At 74.0% G+C, this 19,378-nt stretch carries 17 protein-coding genes; 13 read left to right on the forward strand and 4 right to left on the reverse strand.

Annotated elements, in window-relative coordinates; genetic code table 11:
• The first annotated feature begins 241 nt into the window (after positions 1–241).
• The 5 genes from AB0C21_RS21100 to AB0C21_RS21120 all read left to right on the forward strand — a co-directional run bounded on the left by AB0C21_RS21100 (position 242) and on the right by AB0C21_RS21120 (position 4,894).
• Entirely contained in the window at positions 242–1,015 is a 774-nt protein-coding gene (locus tag AB0C21_RS21100) for an ABC transporter ATP-binding protein (RefSeq protein WP_500206227.1), read from the forward strand.
• Positions 1,002–1,694, forward strand: a complete 693-nt coding sequence (locus AB0C21_RS21105) for an ABC transporter ATP-binding protein (protein ID WP_500206229.1) — start codon at positions 1,002–1,004, stop codon at positions 1,692–1,694. Before AB0C21_RS21100 ends, AB0C21_RS21105 begins: the two co-directional genes overlap by 14 nt.
• Before the next feature lie 10 nt (positions 1,695–1,704).
• Positions 1,705–2,943 (forward strand): ABC transporter substrate-binding protein, encoded by a 1,239-nt coding sequence (locus AB0C21_RS21110; RefSeq protein ID WP_500206230.1) that lies wholly within the window; start codon positions 1,705–1,707, stop codon positions 2,941–2,943.
• Between the two features lie 12 nt (positions 2,944–2,955).
• The gene (locus AB0C21_RS21115; RefSeq protein WP_500206232.1) at positions 2,956–3,816 is read left to right on the forward strand and encodes a branched-chain amino acid ABC transporter permease; all 861 of its coding nucleotides are present in this window, start codon (positions 2,956–2,958) and stop codon (positions 3,814–3,816) included.
• 88 nt (positions 3,817–3,904) lie between these two features.
• Positions 3,905–4,894 (forward strand): branched-chain amino acid ABC transporter permease, encoded by a 990-nt coding sequence (locus tag AB0C21_RS21120; RefSeq protein WP_500206233.1) that lies wholly within the window; start codon positions 3,905–3,907, stop codon positions 4,892–4,894.
• A gap of 122 nt (positions 4,895–5,016) precedes the next feature.
• Here the strand turns inward: AB0C21_RS21120 and AB0C21_RS21125 are convergent, their stop codons facing one another.
• The gene (locus tag AB0C21_RS21125) at positions 5,017–6,900 is read right to left on the reverse strand and encodes a helix-turn-helix domain-containing protein (RefSeq protein ID WP_500206235.1); all 1,884 of its coding nucleotides are present in this window, start codon (positions 6,898–6,900) and stop codon (positions 5,017–5,019) included.
• 11 nt (positions 6,901–6,911) lie between these two features.
• Complete coding sequence (locus tag AB0C21_RS21130; protein ID WP_500206236.1) at positions 6,912–7,700, reverse strand: 3-hydroxybutyrate dehydrogenase; 789 nt, start codon at positions 7,698–7,700, stop codon at positions 6,912–6,914.
• A gap of 183 nt (positions 7,701–7,883) precedes the next feature.
• On the opposite strand from AB0C21_RS21130, the gene AB0C21_RS21135 reads away from it, so the two are divergent.
• From AB0C21_RS21135 to AB0C21_RS21160, 6 genes are all read left to right on the forward strand, one after another.
• Positions 7,884–8,834 carry an alpha/beta fold hydrolase gene (locus AB0C21_RS21135; RefSeq protein ID WP_500206238.1) on the forward strand — a complete coding sequence of 317 codons (951 nt, stop codon included), beginning with the start codon at positions 7,884–7,886 and terminating at the stop codon, positions 8,832–8,834.
• Between the two features lie 100 nt (positions 8,835–8,934).
• A complete protein-coding gene (locus AB0C21_RS21140) occupies positions 8,935–10,869 on the forward strand; it encodes a WD40 repeat domain-containing serine/threonine protein kinase (RefSeq protein ID WP_500206240.1) in 1,935 nt (644 codons plus the stop codon).
• A complete protein-coding gene (locus AB0C21_RS21145; protein WP_500206241.1) occupies positions 10,869–12,668 on the forward strand; it encodes a WD40 repeat domain-containing serine/threonine protein kinase in 1,800 nt (599 codons plus the stop codon). Before AB0C21_RS21140 ends, AB0C21_RS21145 begins: the two co-directional genes overlap by 1 nt.
• A gap of 55 nt (positions 12,669–12,723) precedes the next feature.
• Positions 12,724–13,431 carry a helix-turn-helix transcriptional regulator gene (locus AB0C21_RS21150; protein WP_500206243.1) on the forward strand — a complete coding sequence of 236 codons (708 nt, stop codon included), beginning with the start codon at positions 12,724–12,726 and terminating at the stop codon, positions 13,429–13,431.
• A 105-nt stretch (positions 13,432–13,536) separates the two neighbouring features.
• Positions 13,537–14,094 (forward strand): RNA polymerase sigma factor, encoded by a 558-nt coding sequence (locus AB0C21_RS21155; RefSeq protein WP_500206245.1) that lies wholly within the window; start codon positions 13,537–13,539, stop codon positions 14,092–14,094.
• On the forward strand, positions 14,091–15,236 hold the full coding sequence (locus tag AB0C21_RS21160; RefSeq protein ID WP_500206247.1) for a hypothetical protein: 1,146 nt from the start codon (positions 14,091–14,093) through the stop codon (positions 15,234–15,236). The genes AB0C21_RS21155 and AB0C21_RS21160 overlap by 4 nt, the downstream gene beginning before the upstream one ends.
• 53 nt (positions 15,237–15,289) lie before the next feature.
• On the opposite strand, the gene AB0C21_RS21165 is transcribed toward AB0C21_RS21160, so the two are convergent.
• A complete protein-coding gene (locus AB0C21_RS21165) occupies positions 15,290–15,580 on the reverse strand; it encodes a hypothetical protein (RefSeq protein ID WP_500206249.1) in 291 nt (96 codons plus the stop codon).
• Between the two features lie 22 nt (positions 15,581–15,602).
• Entirely contained in the window at positions 15,603–16,367 is a 765-nt protein-coding gene (locus tag AB0C21_RS21170; protein WP_500206251.1) for a L,D-transpeptidase, read from the reverse strand.
• 93 nt (positions 16,368–16,460) lie between these two features.
• Here AB0C21_RS21170 and AB0C21_RS21175 point away from each other — a divergent pair, with 93 nt between their 5' ends.
• Positions 16,461–17,150 (forward strand): response regulator transcription factor, encoded by a 690-nt coding sequence (locus tag AB0C21_RS21175; RefSeq protein ID WP_500206252.1) that lies wholly within the window; start codon positions 16,461–16,463, stop codon positions 17,148–17,150.
• Positions 17,140–19,371: a sensor histidine kinase gene (locus AB0C21_RS21180; RefSeq protein ID WP_500206254.1), complete on the forward strand. Its 2,232-nt coding sequence runs from the start codon at positions 17,140–17,142 to the stop codon at positions 19,369–19,371. Before AB0C21_RS21175 ends, AB0C21_RS21180 begins: the two co-directional genes overlap by 11 nt.
• Positions 19,372–19,378 lie beyond the last annotated feature (7 nt).

Here is a 19,378-nt window from a genome sequence, read left to right on the forward strand (position 1 = left end):
GTCAGGTGCCCGCCATGGTGGGCGCCGCTTGTGACCGCTGCCACGTGGACCGCCCACATATCCGGCGAAGCCGCCATGTGCCCGTGGTCGTGACCTGCGCGTGATGTGGCTCACACCCGTATCCGGCCGTCCGAATGTGGGTCCCGGTCACATGGTCCGGTCCGCGGGTCCCACCTAGCGTTCCCGGTCACGGCGGCCCGAGTGTGGTTCGGGTCGTCCACGACGAGCGCGAGGAGGGCGCATGGGCGACCCGGACCGAAAGGCCCCGGTGCTGGCGGCGCGCGGCCTGGTCAGGGAGTTCCGCGGCTTCAGGGCCGTGGACGGGGTGGACCTCGACATCGCCGAAGGGTCCGTCCACGCGCTGGTGGGGCCGAACGGCGCCGGCAAGACCACGCTGTTCAACCTGCTGACCGGATTCCTGAAGCCGACCGCGGGCAGCGTGCGGCTCGGCGCGCACGAGCTGGCCGGGCGGCGCCCGGAGCTGATCGCGAAGCTCGGCCTCGCCAGGTCCTTCCAGATCACGAGCCTGTTCGCGGAGCTGACCCCGCGCCAGCACGTCGAGCTCGCGCTCGCCGGGCGGACGGGCCTCGGCTGGCGGTTCTGGCGGTCGGACAAGGCCCTCGACCGCCACTCCGACCGCGCCGCCGAGCTGCTCGGGCAGGTCGGGCTGGACGGGCACGCGGACGTCCCGGCCGGGGCCCTGGCGTACGGCCGCAAGCGCGCCCTCGAACTGGCGCTGGCCCTCGCGCTGGACCCGAAGGTGCTGCTCCTGGACGAGCCGACCGCCGGCATGGGCGTCGAGGACGTCGGCCGCACCGTCGACCTCATCAAGAAGGTGCGGGACGGGCGGACCGTGGTCATGGTCGAGCACAACATGAGCGTCGTCTCCAGCCTCGCCGACAGGGTCACCGTCCTGCAGCACGGCCAGGTCCTCGTGGAGGGCCCCTACGCCGAGATCCGCCACGACCCCCGCGTCGTCACCGCCTACCTCGGAGACTCCAATGCTGCGCATTGACGGACTGTCCGCCTGGTACGGCGAGGCCCAGGCCCTGCGCGAGGTGTCGCTGCACGTCGACGAGGGGGAGATCGTCACCCTCGTCGGACGCAACGGCGCCGGCAAGACCACGCTCCTGCGCTCCCTGATGGGGCTGCACAAGGGGGCGTCGGGAACGGTCCGCTTCCTGGACGAGGACATCTCCTCGATGAGCCCGCACAAGCGCGCCCGCCGGGGCCTCGGCTACGTCCCCGACGACCGCGGCATCTTCGCGACGCTCTCGGTGGAGGAGAACCTCACCCTGCCGCCCGCGATGGGTCCCGACCCGTGGTCGCTGGAGCGGGTGTACGAGACCTTCCCGCGCCTGCGGGAGCGGCGCCGCTTCCCCGGGACGAAGCTGTCGGGCGGCGAGCAGCAGATGCTCGCGCTCGCCCGGGTGCTGCGGACCGGCGCCCGCCTGCTCCTGTGCGACGAGCCCACCGAGGGCCTGTCGCCGCTGATCGTCCAGCAGATCGGCGACATCCTCCGCGAGGTCAAGGCGGCCGGGGTGACCGTCCTGCTCATCGAGCAGAACGTGCACTTCGCCGCGACCGTCGCCGACCGCCACCACCTGCTCGCCGAGGGCCGGATCGTCGAGTCCATGGACAACGACGAGGTCCGCGCCCGCGAGAGCGAACTCCTCCAGTACCTCGGAATATAGGGAGACCCCGATGAGAGTTCTCGGACGCTCGGCCGCGCTCGCGACCGCCGGAGCGCTGCTGGCCGGCTGCGCGGGCGGACCCGGCGGGGGCGGGGGCAAGATCAGCGACGACAAGATCGTGCTGTCGGTGCTGACCGACCAGTCCGGCGTGTACGCCGACCTGTCGGGCAAGAACGCCGTCGAGGCGGTGAAGATGGCCGTCGCCGACTTCAAGGCCAAGTACGGCGACAAGGCCGTCACCGACAAGATCGAGGTCATTTCCGCCGACCACCAGAACAAGCCCGAGGTCGCCAACTCCAAGGCCCAGGAGCTCTACGACCGCAAGCAGGCCGACCTGATCCTGGACGTGCCCACCTCGTCCGCCGCGCTCGCCGTCGCCACCGTCGCCAAGAACAAGAAGAAGCTGTTCATCGACGTCGGCGCCGCGACGACCGAGCTGGAAGGCAAGCAGTGCAACAAGTACACCTTCCACTACGGCTACAACAGCTACATGCTGGCCCACGGCACGGGCACCGGCGTCACCAAGGACGGCGGTAAGAACTGGTACATCGTCTACCCGGACTACGCGTTCGGGCAGGACATGCAGAGGACGTTCACGGCGGCCATCAAGGGCGCCGGGGGCAGCGTCGTGAAGAGCGACCCGACGCCGTTCCCGAACGACAACTTCTCCACGTTCCTGCTGAAGGCGCCCGGCCTGAAGCCCAAGCCGCAGGTGCTCGGCGCCATGCAGGCCGGCGGTGACCTCGTCAACCTGGTGAAGCAGTACAACGAGTACAAGCTGCGCGACAAGGGCGTGAAGCTCGCCGCGGGCCTGATGTTCATCACCGACATCCACTCGCTCGGCTCGGACGCCCTCGCCGGGACGCGCTTCACCGACTTCTGGTACTGGAACGCCAACCAGAGCAACCGCGCCTGGGCCGACAAGTTCAAGGCCAAGACCGGCGCCCGCCCGACGGCCGTGCAGGCGGCCGACTACTCGGCGGCCCTCCAGTACCTGGAGGCCGTGCAGCGCGGCGGCACCGACAAGTCCGACGACGTCGTGAAGCAGCTCGAGGGCGCCAAGGTCAACGACGCCTTCACCTCCACCGGCACGATCCGCGCCGAGGACCACCTGCTCACCCACGACGCCTACGTCGCCGAGGTCAAGCCGTCGAGCGAGGTCAAGGAGCCCTGGGACTACGAGAAGATCCTCAGCACGATCCCGGCGGCGGAGGCGTTCCAGCAGCCCGACCCGTCCTGCTCCCTCTAGGCGGGCCGCGACGTGCTGCAACAGGCGTTCAACGGGCTGGTGGGCGGGGCGTTCTACGCCCTGCTCGCCCTCGGCCTGGCCGTCATCTTCGGGATGCTGGGCGTGGTCAACTTCGCGCACGGCGCGTTCTACATGCTCGGCGCGTTCGGCTCCTTCGTGCTGCTCGACTCCTTCGGCGTGAACTTCTGGCTCGCGCTGCTGATCGTGCCCGTCGTCCTCGGGGTCGCGGGCGTGCTGCTGGAGCGGCTGTTCATCCACCGGCTCGCGCCGCTGGACCCGCTCTACAACTTCCTGTTCACCTTCGGGCTCGCGCTGATCCTGCAGGACCTCGTGAAGCGCAAGTACGGGGTGCAGTCGCAGCCCTACCCGCGCCCGTCCGCGCTGGACGGGTCGATCGACCTCGGCCTGTTCACCTACCCGACGTACCAGGTGTTCGTGCTGGCGGTGTCGGTCCTGGTGTGCGGCGCCGTGTGGGTGGTGCTGACCCGCACCCGCGTCGGCATGATCGTCCGGGCGGCGACCGAGCGGCCCGAGCTGTCGCGCGCCCTCGGCATCGACGTCGCCCGCTGGGTGACGCCGGTGTTCGGGTTCGGCATCGCGCTCGCCGCGTTCGCCGGCGTGCTCGCCGCGCCGATGCGGGCGGTCAACCCGCTGATGGGCTCCGACCTGATCATCACGGTGTTCGCGGTGGTCGTGATCGGCGGCCTCGGCTCGGTGTTCGGCTCGGTCGCCGCCGGGTTCGCGGTCGGGCTCGTCTCGGCCCTCGGCAACTACTACGTCCCGTCGCTGTCGCAGACGCTGGTGTTCATCCTGATGGCCGCCGTGCTGCTGTGGCGCCCCGCCGGCCTGTTCGGACGCGAGGAGGCCCTGTGACCGCTGGAGATGCTGTGACCGCTGGAGATGCTGTGACCGCTGGAGATGCTGTGACCGCCCGAGATCCCGTGATTTCAGAGGAGATCCTGTGATCCTCTCCAAGCTGGCCGGACGGCCGGTCCTGCTGGCCGTGGGGCTGGTCGCGGCGCTCGTCCTGCCCTGGTTCATCTATCCGCCGGTCGCCCTCGACATCGTCTGCTGGGCGCTGTTCGCGGCCGCCGTCGACCTGCTGCTCGGCTTCACCGGGCTCCTGTCGTTCGGGCACGCGGCGTTCTGGGGCGGCTCGGCGTACGCCACCGGCCTGATCGCGCTGCACTCCGGGCTCCCGTTCCCCGTGGCCGTGCTGGGCGGCGCCGCCTTCGCCGCGGCGCTGGCGGTCCCGATCGGCTTCCTGTCGGTGCGGCTGCGCGGCATCTACTTCGCGATGGTCACGCTGGCCTTCGCGCAGATGGTGTACTTCATCGCCAACCAGTGGAGGGAGGCGACGGGCGGCGAGAACGGCCTGCAGGGCATCCCCAGGGAGCTGTTCGGGCTGGACCTGTCCGACCCGTTCTTCTTCTACTACGCGGCGCTGCCGTTCGTCCTGGCCGGGCTGTTCGCCGCCTGGCGCATCGTCCGGTCGCCCTTCGGCCGGGTCCTGATGTCCATCCGCGACAACCCGAACAGGGCGCGGGCGCTCGGCTACAGCATCGACCGCTACAAGCTGCTGGCGTTCGTCCTGTCGGCGGCCCTGTCGGGCCTCGCGGGCGGGCTGTTCACCGTCGGGCACGGCTTCGCGTCCCTCCAGGGCGTCTACTGGACGACCTCGGGCCAGGCCGTGATGATGGTCGTCCTCGGCGGCATCGGCACCCTGTGGGGCGGTGCCATCGGCGCCGCGCTGATCGTGGAGCTGAACGACTACCTGGCCACCGCCGGGTTCGAGGAGACCGGGATCATCACCGGCGCGATCTTCATCGTGGTGGTGCTGCTGTTCCGCCGCGGCGTCTGGGGCACCGCGCGCGACCTGCTCGCGGCCCGCACGTCCCGGGCCCGTCCCGAGCCCGAGAACAGCGACACCAAGGTCGAGGCCTCCGTCTGACACCCGACCCGAGCGCGCGGCGCGCCGTCCCCGAGGGGGCGGCGCGCCGCTTCGGCATGCGGGGCCTGTCAGCGGGAGAGGCGGTCTAGCGGGAAAGAACGGGGTCAGCGGGAAAGTGGGGGTCAGCGGGAAAGACGGTGGAGGCGCAGGGCGAGTTGGAGTTCGAGGGCCCGCTCGGGGGTCTGCCAGTCGTCGCCGAGGAGGCGGGCGATGCGGTCGAGGCGCTGGCTCACGGTGTTGACGTGGATGTGCATGCGCTCGGCCGTCCGCGACAGGCTGCCGCCCGTCCCGAAGTAGGCCTCCAGGGTCTGGACGAGGGCCGTGCCGCGCCGCTCGTCGTAGTCGAGGACGGGCCCGAGCGCGCTCCCGAGGAAGCCGGTCACGTCGCGGTCGTCCCCGATGAGCAGGCCGACGAAGCCGAGCTCGGACGCGCCGGCACCGTCGCCGCGGCGCCCGAGGGCCAGCAGCGCGTCGGCGCAGCGCTGCGCCTCCCGGTGGGCGGAGGCGACCCCGCCCGGGTCGCGGACAGGGCCGGCCGCGCCGACCGTCGCGGGCCCGCCGAGGGAGGCGCCGAGCTCCTTGGCCACGCGGCGCGCGGCGTCGCCCGGCCGGTCGCCCGGCAGCAGCAGGACGATCTCCTCCGCGCGCGAGGCGGCCAGGCCGTGCTCGACGGCCGCGAAGGACGAGGCCCAGAAGGCGGCGCGGGGACGGTGCTCGCGGGAGTCGTACTTGGCGCACAGCAGCACGTGCGGGGCGCTCAGGTCGACGCCGACGCGCCGCGCCCGGGCCGTCAGCGCCTCGGCGCCGGTCCGGCGGCCGGACAGCAGGTCGTCCAGCAGCTCGCCGCGCACCCGCCCCTCGGCCTCGGTGGCGCTGCGCTGGAACAGCAGCAGCAGGGCGGTGACGAGGGCCGCGCGCTCCAGGATCCGCTGGTCGGCGTCGTCCACCTCTTCGGCGGTGCGCAGGACCAGCGTGCCGAGCATCTCGTCGCCGGTGGAGACCGAGGCGATCCACAGGTCGCCGCGCCGGACTGTCCGGCCCTGCGCGCGTGCGGAGTGCGCCGAGGCGGACACCCCGTCCAGCTCGTCGTCGGTGAGGGGCTCCGAAGCGGCGCCGGTCGTCGCGAGCCGGCGGCCGTCGGCGTCCAGGACGTGGAGGGTGCCGCCCAGCAGCTCGGTCACGACGGCGCCGACGTCTTCCACGCCGCCGCCCCGGACCACGACGGCGGTCATCCGGTCGTGCGCGCGCGCCGCCCGCTCCACGGCCGCGCTGCGCGCCTTGACCTCCTCGTTGGCGGTGCTCAGCTCGGCCAGGGCGGTGCGGGTCTCCTCCAGGAGGCGCGCGTTGTCGATGGCGATGGCGGCGTGCGCGGCGAGCGAGCCGAGCAGCGCCACCTCCTCCTGGTCGAACGGGCGCTCGCTGCGGTTCGCGGCCGTCAGCACCCCGATGACCCGGCTGCCCAGCCGCATCGGCACGCCGAGGATCGCGACCAGGCCCTCCTCCGCGACCGCGTCGTCGATGAACCCGCGGTGCTCGAACTGCGCGTCCCCGAGGTAGTGGGCGCTGTTGTAGGGCATCGCGGTCTGCGCGACCAGGCCGACGAGCCCGGTGCCCATCGGCAGCCTCAGCTGCCGGAACGCCGCCGACACCGCCCCGTCGGTCACCCGCATGTAGGTGTCGCCGCGCTCGTCGTCGTTCAGCGTCAGGTAGGCGATGTCGGCGCTCAGCAGCCGCCGCGCCCGGCGGGTGATGGCCTCCAGCACCGAGTCGAGGTCGCGCAGCCCGGCGAGGTCGCCCGCGGTCTCGAACAGCGCGGCCAGCTCGGTCTCCCGCCGGGCGTGCCTCCGCATGATCATCCGGACCCGCAGCGCGGCCAGCTTGGCCGCCTCCAGCTCCTCCAGGACGGCGGGAGACGCGCCCTCCGCCCGCGCCTGGACGAGGGGACCCTCGAACTCGACGGGGGAGGCCTCCCGGGCCAGCAGTTCGAGGAAGACGCCGCAGGTCATACGGCCCATTCTCAGTGCGCCGTCCAGCCGCCGTCGAGTGCCACGGACGTGCCGGTCACCATCGAGGCGGGCGGCGAGCACAGATAGGCCACGAGTTCGGCCACCTCGTCGGGCTCGATCAGCCGCTTCACGGCGGCGTGGTCGAGCATGATCCGCTCGACGACCTCGTCCTCCTGCAGGCCGTGCGTGCGCGCCTGGTCGGCGATCTGGTTCTCCACCAGCGGGGTCCGGACGTAGGCGGGGTTGACGCAGTTGGACGTCACACCGTGCGGGGCGCCCTCCAGCGCGATCACCTTGGACAGTCCTTCGAGGCCGTGCTTCGCCGTCACGTAGGCCGACTTGTACGGCGAGGCCCGCAGGCCGTGCACGGACGAGATGTTGACGATGCGGCCCCAGCCGCGCTCGTACATGCCGGGCAGCGCGTCCCGCACCAGCCGGAACGGCGCCTCCACCATCAGCCGCAGGATCCGCGCGAAGGTCTCCGGCGGGAAGTCCTGGACGGGCGCCACATGCTGGATCCCGGCGTTGTTGACCAGGATGTCCACACCGGCGGCCAGCCCGTCGAGCGCGTCCACGTCGGCGAGGTCGGCCAGGAGCGGGACGCCGCCGAACTCGGCCGCCGTCCGCTCCGCCGCGGCCCCGTCTATGTCGGCCACCACCACCTCGGCCCCCGCCGCCGCGAGCCGCCGGGCGCAGGCGCGCCCGATCCCGCTCGCGCCGCCGGTGACCAGGGCGCGCCTGCCCGCCAGATCCAGCGTCCCCGAAGTCCCCGCGGCAGGCCGCGGTGTCACGCTCGTCATGCGCAGAACCTATGGAGCGCGGCCCCGCGCTCCCATGTGGCCCGCGCACACAATCCACCGCCGGACGGTATGGGGCCGCCGGATTCGGCCGTTTCCCCGCCCTTTCCTCACCCGCGTCCGGGGCGCCGGTCCGGGGGGCTACCGTTGGGCCCGCACGGGCCGCCCATGCCGTGAGGGGTATGAATGCACGAGATCACGCACCGCTACGTCCGGTCGGAGAGCGGCCTGCGCATGCACGTCGCCGAGGCGGGCGAAGGGCCGCTCGTGCTCCTCCTGCACGGCTTCCCCGAGTGCTGGTACTCGTGGCGGCACCAGCTCTCCGCGCTCGCCGAGGCCGGGTTCCACGCCGTCGCGCCCGACCAGCGCGGCTACGCCCGGACGGGCGGCCCCGCGGAAGCCGACCAGTACTCGATCCTGCACCTGGCCGGGGACGCGGTCGGGCTCGTCGACCGGCTCGGCGCGGACCGCGCCGTCGTCGTCGGCCACGACTGGGGCGCCCCCGTCGCCTGGGCCGTCGCGCAGATGCGCTCCGACAAGGTGCGCGGCGTGGTCGGCCTCTCGGTGCCGCACCGGCCGCGCAGCAGCAGGCCGCCCGTGGAGTCCATGCGCCGGATGTTCGGCGACGGCTTCTACATGGTCCACTTCCAGCAGCCGGACGTCCCGGAGGCCGAACTCGACCGCGACCGGGCCGCCACGTTCCGGCGGATGCTGTACGGGGTGTCCGGCGACGGCCCGTGCCCGCCGCTGATCGCCCCGGAGGGCGGCGGCTTCCTCGACGGCCTCCCCGACCCGGAGAAGCTGCCCGCCTGGCTGACCGAGGACGACATCGCCGCCTACGTCGAGGAGTACGCGGAGAGCGGCTTCAGCGGCCCCGTCAACTGGTACCGCAACCTCGACCGCAACTGGGAGCTCACCGCCGCCTGGCACCGCGCCCCCATCGGCCCGCCCGCCCTCTACATCGCGGGCGACCGCGACCTCGTCGCCGTCGGCGCCCGCGACGCCGTCGACTCGATGCGCGACTTCGTGCCGAACCTGCGCGAGACCGTCTGGCTGTCCGGATGCGGCCACTGGACGCAGCAGGAGCGCCCCGCCGAGGTCAACGAGGCCCTGATCGCCTTCCTCCGCGCCCTCTAGGGGCGCGAGGACCGCCGTACCGGGAGGGACGATCGCCGGGGCGGCGATATCGTTCCCAATCGTTCCCAAGATCACAGCCGGATGAGTACGGGAGCGCCCTGTGGACGCGCTGCGCGACGGCGACCCGCGCCGGATCGGCCCGTACCGGCTGGAGGGGCGGCTCGGCTCCGGCGGGATGGGCGAGGTGTTCCTCGGCGTGTCGGCGGGCGGCCGGCAGGTCGCGGTGAAGATCGTCCGCGCCGAGCACCTGGACCGGCAGGAGTTCCGCGCGCGGTTCGCGCGTGAGATCGAGGCGGCCCGGAAGGTGGGCGGTTTCTACACCGCGCAGGTCGTGGACGCCGATCCGGAGGCGCCCGAGCCGTGGATGGCGACCGCCTACATTCCCGGCCCGTCCCTGCGGGACGTCGTCCCGCTGCCCGCCGCCGAGGTGGCCGGGCTCGGGGCGGCGCTGGCCGAGGGGCTGGCGGCGATCCACGCGAGCGGGCTGGTGCACCGGGACCTCAAGCCGGGCAATGTCATCATGTCGCCGGACGGCCCGCGCATCATCGACTTCGGCATCGCCCGGGCCGCCGACGCGAGATCGCTCACCGCCGACGGCGCCGTCCTCGGCACCTACGCCTACATGTCGCCCGAGCAGGTGCGGGGCGAGCCGTCCGGGCCGCCCGCCGACGTGTTCGCGCTGGGCTGCGTTCTCGCCTTCGCCGCGACGGGGCGCAGCCCGTTCGACGCCGCGACGATCCCGGCCATCGTGCACCGCGTCCTCAACGAGCCGCCCGAGCTTGACGGGCTGGCGGACTCGCTGCGCCCGCTCGTGACGGCCTCCCTGGCCAAGGACCCGGCCGGCCGTCCGGGCACCGACCGGATCCTCGCCCACCTCGCCGACCCGCACGCCGTCCCGCCGGCCGCCGCACGCCCGGCGGCCCCGGACGCCGACCGCACGGTGGAGCGCCGCACGATGCTGTTCACCCGGGTGGCGGATCAGGTCCGGCCCGCCATCGGGACGCCGCGCCGGACGGTGCTGGCCGGCGCGGCGGCGGCCGCCGCCGGGGTGTCGGCATTCCTGCTCGCCCGGGGCGGCGGGCGGTCCCGGGCAGCGCCGTCCGCACCGCCCGGCGACGCCATGCGGCCGCCCACCACGACGCTCACCAGGAACGGGCAGCCGATCGAGGCGGTGGCGTTCGGCCCGGACGGCCGCATCCTGGTCTGCGGCGGGACGCGGGGGGAGACCCTGTACCTGTGGGAGTTTGCCGCAGGCCACGTCATCCACGAGCTGCGTGCCCCCACCGGAGTGGACGCCCTGGCGTTCAGCCCGGACGGAAAAGTACTGGCCGTTGGCCATATGAACGCCACCGTCCGCCTCTGGGACGTCGGATCGGCGGACACGCGGCAGCCCCGCCCACTGCGGACGCTCCGCGCCGAGGGCACCCGCGCCAACGCTCTCGCGTTCAGTCCGGACGGCGGGATCCTCGCCGGGCCGGACCGGCTGTGGGACGCCGCGACCGGACGCGTCCTCGGCGACCTCCCAGGTGCCGACGGTGTGAACGCCGTGGTGTTCAGCCGGGACGGCCGCCGGGTCATGGCCGGGATGAACGGCTTCCAAGGCCGCGCCGAACCGGGTTCCGTGCGGGTGTGGGACGTCCGCACCCGCAGCCCGATCGCCCACGTCGCCGACCGGGGGAAGAAGACCAGTTCGCTGGCCCTGACCCCGGACGGCCGGACCCTGGTCACCGCAGGGGGCGGGGGCACGATCCGGCTGTGGGACGCCGCTCGCGTCCGCGTCACCGGCGTCCTCGACTCCGGCCTCACCGGGGACGTCGCCCAGGTCGCCGTCAGCGCGGACGGCGCGGTGCTGGCCGCCGCCGGCACCGACCTCACGGCCCGGCTGTGGGACCTGGCGACGCGGCGGGTGACCGCCACCCTGGCCGGGACCGGCGGGCGGATCACGGGACTCGCGCTCTCCCCGGACGGCCGGACGGTGGCCGGCGGCAGCGATCGCCGCGGAGAGGCCGCCGTGAACCTGTGGAGGCTGCGCTGATGGACTCCCTGCGCGACGGCGACCCCCGCAGGATCGGCCCGTACCGGCTGGAGGGCAGGCTCGGTGCGGGTGGCATGGGGGAGGTGTTCCTCGGCGCCACCCCCGGCGGCCGCCGGGTCGCGGTCAAGGTGATCCGCGCCGAGTACGCGCAGGATGCCCGTTTCCGGGTGCGGTTCGCGCGCGAGGTCGAGGCGGCCCGGAAGGTGGGCGGTTTCTACACCGCGCAGGTGGTGGACGCCGATCCGGAGGCGGCCGAACCGTGGATGGCGACCGCCTACGTCCCCGGCCCGTCCCTGCGCGAGGCCGCGCCGCTGGACGTCCCCGCCGTCCGCGTGCTCGGTGCCGCGCTGGCCGAGGGCCTGGCGGCGATCCACGCGAGCGGGCTGGTGCACCGGGACCTCAAGCCCGGCAATGTCATCATGTCGCCGGACGGCCCGCGCATCATCGACTTCGGCATCGCCCGGGCCGCCGACGCCACCGCGCTGACGTCCACCGGCGCGGTCGTCGGCACGTACGCGTTCATGTCGCCCGAGCAGGTCCGCGCGGACACGGCGGGCCCGGCGTCGGACGTGTTCTCCCTGGGCTGCGTCCTGGCCTTCGCCGCGACCGGGCGCGGACCGTTCGACGCCGAGAACGTGCCGGGGATCGTCCACCGGATCGTCAGCGCCCCGCCGGACCTGACCGGCGTGCCCGCCGAGCTGCGGCCCGCGATCGAGGCGTGCCTGGCCAAGGAACCGGACCGGCGGCCGGCGCCCGCCGAGGCGGCCCGGCTGCTGGCGGCGCCGCCCGGCCGGACGGGGCGCCGCACCGTCCTGGCGGGGGGAGCGGCGGCGGGCGTCGCGGCCGTCCTCGGATTGCCCGCGCTGCTGTGGCGGCGGTCGGAAGAGGACGCCGCGCCGCTGAAGAACCCTCGGCCGGTCGTGCTCGCCGGTGGACCGGTCGCGACGTTCCGGCTCGCCTTCACGCCGGACTCGAAGACGCTGGTCTGTGCGGGGGCGCAGCAGATCTGGCGGTGGACGGTCGCGACCGGCCGCGGAACCGCGCACGAGCTGGGCGACGAGGGCGCCGACCAGCTCACGGCGCTCAGCGGGGACGGGCGGCTGCTGGCGACGCTGCGGGGCAGGGGCCCGATCCAGCTCTGGGACGCGGCCACCGGCGCCCGGCTCCGGACGATCATGCCCGTGGGCAGGACGTTCACCAAGGCGTTCAGCGATGACGGCCGGACCCTGGCCACCGTCGGAGCGAACGGCGTCGAACTCTGGGACACCTCGACCGGTCGCCGCACAGGCGCGTTCGCACCGCGCAACGACGCCACCCGGCTGACGTTCGACGCGACCGGCGACCGGATCGCCGTCAGCGGCGGCGGCGACGTCCAGGTCCACGACCTGCGGGCGGGCCGGGACATCGCGAACGCCGTCGCCGGCGCCATCAACGTGCTGTTCGCCTTCGCCCCGGACGGGCGGACCGCCGCTACCGACATCTGGGACAAGACGCATCCGGACCAGGCCACGTGGGCGGTCCGGATCCTGGACCTGCGAGCCGGGAAGCGGATCCGGGACCTGAGAGGACACGAGGGGACCGTCCAGGCACTGGCGTTCACCCCCGATGGCCGGGCCCTGGCCAGCGCGGCCCACGACGGGACGATCAGGCTGTGGGACACGCGCACCGGCGACCGGTTCGCGACACTCGAATGGGAGAGGTCGGACGGGACGGCCCTGGCGTTCAGCCCGGACGGCCGGCTCCTGGCCGCCGGAGCCGGCAGCTCCAACGGGAGCGTTCGCCTCTGGCACTTCTCTTAGCCGGGAATTGTCGGACCAGCCGGGAATTGTCGGACCCGGGGCGTACGGTCGGCGCGTGAACCGCACCGACCGCTTGTACGCCCTGGTGGAGGAGCTGCGCGCGTGCGCCCCGCGCCGGGTCAGCGCGCGGGAGCTGGCCGCGCGGTACGAGGTGAGCGTCCGCACGATCGAGCGCGACATCGGCGCGCTCCAGCAGGCCGGGGTGCCGGTCTTCGCGGACGTGGGCCGGGGCGGCGGCTACACCCTCGACAAGAGCCGGACGCTGCCGCCGCTGAACTTCACCCCCGCCGAGGCGGTCGCCGTCGCGATCACCCTGTCCCGGGCCGGCGGCTCCCCGTACTCCCGGGCAGCCCGCACCGCCCTGCACAAGATCGTCGCCGCGATGTCGGCCGCCGACAGCGCCTCGGCCCGCGAACTGGCCCAGCGCGTCCGCTTCCTGACCCCTGCCGAGGGCAGCGATCCGGCGTCCGTGCCGAGCGTCCTGGAGGAGGCCATCCGCACGCGCCAGGTGGTCCGCCTCACCTACGTCGACCGCGCGGGCACCGAGACCGAGCGCGACGTCGAGCCGGTCGCCTTCACCGCGTCCGGCGAAGGCTGGTACCTGACGGCCTGGTGCCGCATGCGAGGCGAGCGCCGCGTGTTCCGCACCGACCGCGTCCGCCGCGCCGCCCTCCTGGAGGAGACCGCCCCCGAACGCCCCGTCGAGGCGATGCACGACGACATCCCGTCCGACTACACCTTCCGGCCCCTCGAACTCATCTGACCACCGCCGTGGTGCGGTCGCCGAAGGATTCCCGGCCCGTCATGTAATCCGCTGCGGCCTTCTCCGACTTCTCGGCGTACCGGTTCCGAGAAGAGAGGAGGTGGCGTGGACGAGCAAGAGGCCCGATTCACCCGCCTCTACGAGACGTACTACCGCAACGTCTTCGGCTACGTCGTGCTGCGGGCCTCCCCTCAGGCCGCCGAGGACCTGACGGGCGAGGTGTTCACCGTCGCGTGGCGGAAGATCGATGAGATCCCCGACCAGGCGCTGCCGTGGCTGCTCGGCGTGGCCAGGAACCTGGTCCGCCAGTCGCACGGCGCGGCGGGCCGGGCGCGCGGGCTGGTCGAGCGGCTCGCCGGCCTCACCACCGACGCCGACCTGCACGCCTGGGACGTCGCCGAGCACCTCATCGCCCGCGACCAGGCGCTGGCCGCCCTGCGCGCCCTTCCCGCCAAGGAGGCCGAAGCGGTCACCCTGACCGCCTGGCACGGGCTGGCCCCCGCGGAGGCGGCCCGGGCCGCGGGCTGCTCCCGCACCGCCTTCATCGTCCGGCTGCACCGGGGGCGCCGCCGGCTGGCCAGGGCGATCGAGGCGTCCCGGGAAAGCACGGCGCGAGCGCACGGACGCGCCCCGCGCCCGCGAGTCATCCAGGAGAAGCAATGAAGCAGGACGAGCTCGACAACCTGATCGTCGCCCTGAGGCCCGCGGCGGCCGCCGAACTCGCCGACGACGCCTTCGCGCGGCGTCCCGACGTGGCGCAGGTCCGTGCGCGCGCAGCCGCCTCGGCCGAGAATCCGCGCGCGGTGCCGGCGCGGCGGCCGGTCCGGCGGCTGGCCCTCGCCGCCGGCGTGACCGCGGTGGCGGCGGCCGCGACGGCGGTGGCCGTCGGCATGCCGTCGGACGGCCCCGGCGACGGCCCCCGCTCCGGCCATGACGAGGCGATCGACACCCGCGCATTCCTGCTGGCCAGCGCGAAGACGGCCGCCGAGCAGCCCGCCACCCAAGGGACCTGCTGGTACAAGCGGACCCGCATGTGGCAGGACATCAAGCCCTTCAAGCCCGGCCCGGGCGTACCGACGCCCAAGGGCAAGCCCCGGGGCAGGTCCCAGAACTTCCAGGCGCGGACCGCGAGCAGCTTCGAGGACTGGGCGTGCACCCAGGCCGGGACCGGCATGCGGTTCCGTTCACACGGACCGCTGGACATCGAGCTCACCTTCCCCACGAAGAAGGACGAGGCCGCCTGGAAGGCGGCGGGCTCGCCGCCGCTCGACGTCAACGGCGGCACGACCGCCTCGAAGCCGAGCACGGTCACCTACCGCAAGCGCTCGCACCTGGTGAACCCCGTCATCGGGTCACATGAGATCGAGTGGAAGACGATCGCGAAGCTGCCGGCGACCGACACCGCCCTGGAGAGCTACCTGCGCCGGCTGTGGCAGCAGGACCGCCGGGGCGGCGCGCACGGGTACACCGCCCCGGCCGACTTCGGCGAGTACGTTTTCGTCAGCGCCTGGGACCTGTTCATGGCCCCCACCACACCTGGCACCCGGGCGGCCCTCTACCGGATCCTGGCGCGCACCCCGTCCGTCCGCGTCACCGGACAGATCAAGGACCGGATGGGCAGGCTCGGCATGGCCATCACCGTCCAGGGCACCGGCGCGCGGCTCGTCGTGGACCGCACGAGCGCCCAACTCCTCGACTACGAGGAGCATGGCGCCGCCCTCCCAGGCAAGGCGGCCGGAGGCGAGTACCTGGCCTTCGAGCGCCAGGGCTGGGTGAACGAGATCGGAGGCGTCCCCGCCCGCTGACCCAGACGGCGGCGGGCCCGCACGACGGGAGACGTGCGGGCCCGCGGTCGCGGTCAGCCGGTGTAGTTCGGCATCTTGGGGATGGGCTTGCCCGGGGGCTGGGCGACGGGCGGCTGGCTGGGCGCCGGGGCACCGGGGCGCTGCGGCGGGAGCGTGGCGCCGGGAGGCTGGGGAGCCGGGGCGCCGGGGCGCGTGGGCGGAGCCGAAACGCTGGGGCGCGGGGTCGGGGCGCCGGGGGAGGCGGACGGGTGGGGAGTGGCGGTGGCGGCCTCGGCGGCGGCCATCCCGGTGCCCGCCAGGCCGACGCCCAGCGCGACGGCCGCGACGAGTGACTTCAGGCGCATCGATGTTCCTTCCGGTGTTGTTTCATTTCTTGACGACGACAGGCGTGCCGATCGCCAGGTTCTTGGCCATCCAGGTGATGTCGTCGTTGCCGACCCGCACGCAGCCGTGGCTGACCCTGCTGCCCAGCGCCGACGCCTTGTTCGTGCCGTGGACGGCGAGCTGCCCGGGGCCGCCCGCGAACGTCTTCAGCGTCGGCGAGAAGCCGCTCAGCCCGAAGGCGTACGCGCCGTAGGCGCCGCCCGGGTTCGGCGGTTTGACCAGCTCGGTGAAGTAGTAGCGTCCGGCCGGGGTCGGGGTGCCGCCCTCGCCGGTGGCGACCTTGCCGGTGCGCAGCACCCTGTCGCCGTCGAAGACGGTGAACGTGAACGCCCTCGGGTCGATCTCCACGCGGTGGGACGTCGACGACAGCGTGACGTCGGACGCCTTGACCCAGCCGGTGCTGCCGTTGGGCCGGATCGGCAGCAGCACCTTGAGCCAGCCGCCGTCCTTGGCCTCGACGAGGAAGACCCGGGTGGCGCCCATCGCGTTGGGGCTGGACAGCGTCTTCCAGGCCGCGCCGTCGCCCTTCTGCTTGTGCACGGCGATCTGGCGGCCGCGCACGGTCGCTATCTCGGCACGCTGCCGCCCTGACCGCTGCGGCTCGGCGGCGACCGGCCGGCCCGTGCCGGACGGGCCGTCCCCCGATCCGCCGTCGTCCGACGAGCCGCAGCCGGCCAGTCCGGCGATCAATACGGCGATCAGGCCGGCGGCCGGCAGGGTGCCGGTGTGGATCTTGACTTGGCGCATGCCGCGAGATGCTGGCCGAGGACTGTGAAGAACCTGTGAGGCCGATGTGATGATCCCGTGGTGCCGGCCGGGGTTTGGCTACGCTCACGAACCATGTGCGCGAATGTCCTGGTCGCGGAGGACGACACGAAGCAGGCGGAGCTGCTGCGCCGCTATCTCCAGCGCGAGGGGCACTCGGTGGTCGTCGTCCACGACGGGCGGGCCGCGCTCGACGAGGCCCGCGCGCGCCGCCCCGACCTCGTGCTGCTCGACGTGATGATGCCGGAGGTCGACGGCCTCGACGTGTGCCGCGGGCTGCGCGCCGAGTCCGACGTCCCGGTGCTCATGCTGACCGCCCGCTCGACCGAGGACGACCTGCTGCGCGGCCTCGACCTCGGCGCCGACGACTACGTCACCAAGCCGTACAGCCCGCGCGAGCTGATGGCCCGGGTGCGCACGCTGCTGCGGCGGACCGGGCGGGGGAGCGGCGAGCGGGTCTACCGGGTCGGCGGCATCACGGTGGACCCCGAACGGCACACGGTCCTCGCGGACGAGCGCGAGGTCGAGTGCACGCCCGCCGAGTTCCGCATCCTGGAGGCGCTGGCCGCGCGGCCCGGCCGGGTCCTCACCCGGGCGCAGCTCCTGGAGCACCTGCACGGCTTCGACCGCTTCATCACCGAGCGCACGGTCGATGTGCACGTGAAGAACCTGCGCAAGAAGATCGAGCCGGAGCCCCGGCGGCCGGTCCGGCTGTGCACCGTGTACGGCGTCGGGTACAAGCTGGTCGGCGACCGTGCGCCATAGCCTGCTGGTCCGGCTGGTCGCCAGCTCGGTGCTGATCGCGGTGTGCTCGATCGTGGCGACCGCGTGGCTGGCGGCGCGCAGCACTTCGGGCGAGATCCGGCAGCGCCAGGGGCGGACGCTCGCCCGGGACGCCCGGATCAACGACGCGCTCCTCGGTTATGCGGCGAGCCACCCGCGCTGGGACGGCGTCGAGGGGACCGTGCGCGGGCTGGCCCGGGAGAGCGGCCAGCGGGTCGCGCTGGCGACCGAGGGCGGCGCCCGGATCGCGGACTCGGCGGCCGGCCGTCCGCCGCTGCCGGCGCGTCCCTCGGCCGTCGTCGACCCGCTCGCCGTGGACGTCTCACTGGGGCCGGGCGCGGCCACCGACCGGATCGACGCGCGTGCGGCCGGGCCGTTTCTGCTGCCGGACGCCGAGCGGGTACGGCTGCGCCGGGAGGTCGACGCCCAGGCGGCGTGCCTGCGCCGCGAGGGCCAGCGCGCCGCGGTCGTCGTCGGCCCAGGCGGCCGCCCGTACCTCCGCCGCGAGGGCGGCCCGGCGCCGGGCCCGACCCGTCCGGGCGCACCCGTCGGCGCGCCTTCCGGCTACGCCCCTACCCCACCGCGAGCGGGGCTCGATCGACCGTCCGCCGGCGGAGCGCCCGTCGTCGCCGTGGAGCCGCCGGCCGCGCTCCCCGGATACGTCCCTTCCCCGCCGCGAGCGGCGCTCGCGCGGCCGTCCGCCGGCGGAGCGGCCGTCGGCGTCGCCGTGGAGCCGCTGGCCGCGACCCGTCCGGGCGCGCTCCCCGGATACGTTCCTTCCCCGCCGCGAGTGCAGTCCGCGCGGTCGTCCGGCGGCGGAGCGGTCCGGCTCGTCGGCGCGGTCGTGACGTCGCCGGGTGCGCTCTCGCCGACGCCGAAGCCTTCCTCGCCGCCGACCCGGCCGGTGGAGGAGTCGCAGCGGCCGGGGGCCACGCCCGGCTCATCGCCCGGCGTGCCGACCACCGTGCCCGGCCTGCCGAGCAGCGCGCCCGGCGGGCGGCCGGCGGACCGGTCCACCCCGGTGCCGGAGCCCTCGGCGCCGCCCGTGTCGTGCTCGCCGGACGCACCCGGTCCGACCGCCACCGAGAGGCGCGCGCTCGACCAGCTCACCGCCCTGGTCCGGCGGTGCCGCGGAGGCCAGGTCGACGTGTGGCTGGACGAGACCGGCACGCCGGCCGCTCCGGCGTCGGCCGCCGAGTGCCTGGCCACCGCGCGCCGCACCCAGCTGAAGCCGTACGTCGCGCCGGCCGCGCTGCTCTACATCGGCTCGTCGGACGACCGTGCCCCGGCCATCGACCCGTACGGCATCGCGGGGGTCACCGCGGTGATCCTCGTCCTGGCGGTCGGGGTCAGCGTCCTCGTCGCCACCCGGCTGGCGCGGCCGGTGCGGGCGGTCACCGCGGCGGCCCGCCGGATGCGGGCCGGCGACGGCTCGGCGCGGGTCGCGGTGCGCGCCAAGGGCGAGGTCGGCGAGCTGGGCACCGCGTTCAACGAGATGTCCGAGCACCTGGACCGCCTGGAGCGGCAGCGCAGGGCGATGGTCAGCGACGTGTCGCACGAGCTGCGCACGCCGCTGAGCAACATCCGGGGCTGGCTGGAGGCCGCCCAGGACGGCGTGGCCGACCTGGGCCCGGCGCTGACCGCGTCGCTGGTCGAGGAGGCCACGCTGCTGCAGCACATCGTCGACGACCTCCAGCAGCTCGCGCTCGCCGACGTGGGCAAGCTGCGGCTGCACCCCGAGCCGGTCGACGTGGCCGACCTGGTCGAGCAGATCGCGACCGTCTACCGGGCCGCGGCCGAGGCCGCCGAACTGGTGCTGACCGCCGAGGTGACCGGCCGGCCGCACCTGGAGGCCGACCCGGTGCGGCTGCGGCAGGCGGTCGGCAACCTGCTCGCCAACGCGGTCCGCTACACCCCGGCGGGCGGGCGGGTGAGCCTGCGCGCGCACGCCGACGGCGACGACGTGCTGATCGAGGTCGCCGACACCGGGCCGGGCATCGCGCCCGAGCACCTGCCGCACGTCTTCGACCGGTTCTGGAGGGCCGAGAAGTCGCGCAGCCGCCAGACCGGCGGCAGCGGACTGGGCCTGGCCATCGTGCGGCAGCTGGCCGAGGCGCACGGCGGATCCGCGGCGGTGCGCAGCGAGCCGGGCCGAGGTGCGACGTTCGTCCTGCGACTGCCGGGTTCACCGGGCCGCGCCTAGGTGCCGG

It is taken from the genome of Spirillospora sp. NPDC049024 (assembly GCF_040649235.1).
Taxonomy (GTDB): Bacteria; Actinomycetota; Actinomycetes; order Streptosporangiales; family Streptosporangiaceae; genus Spirillospora.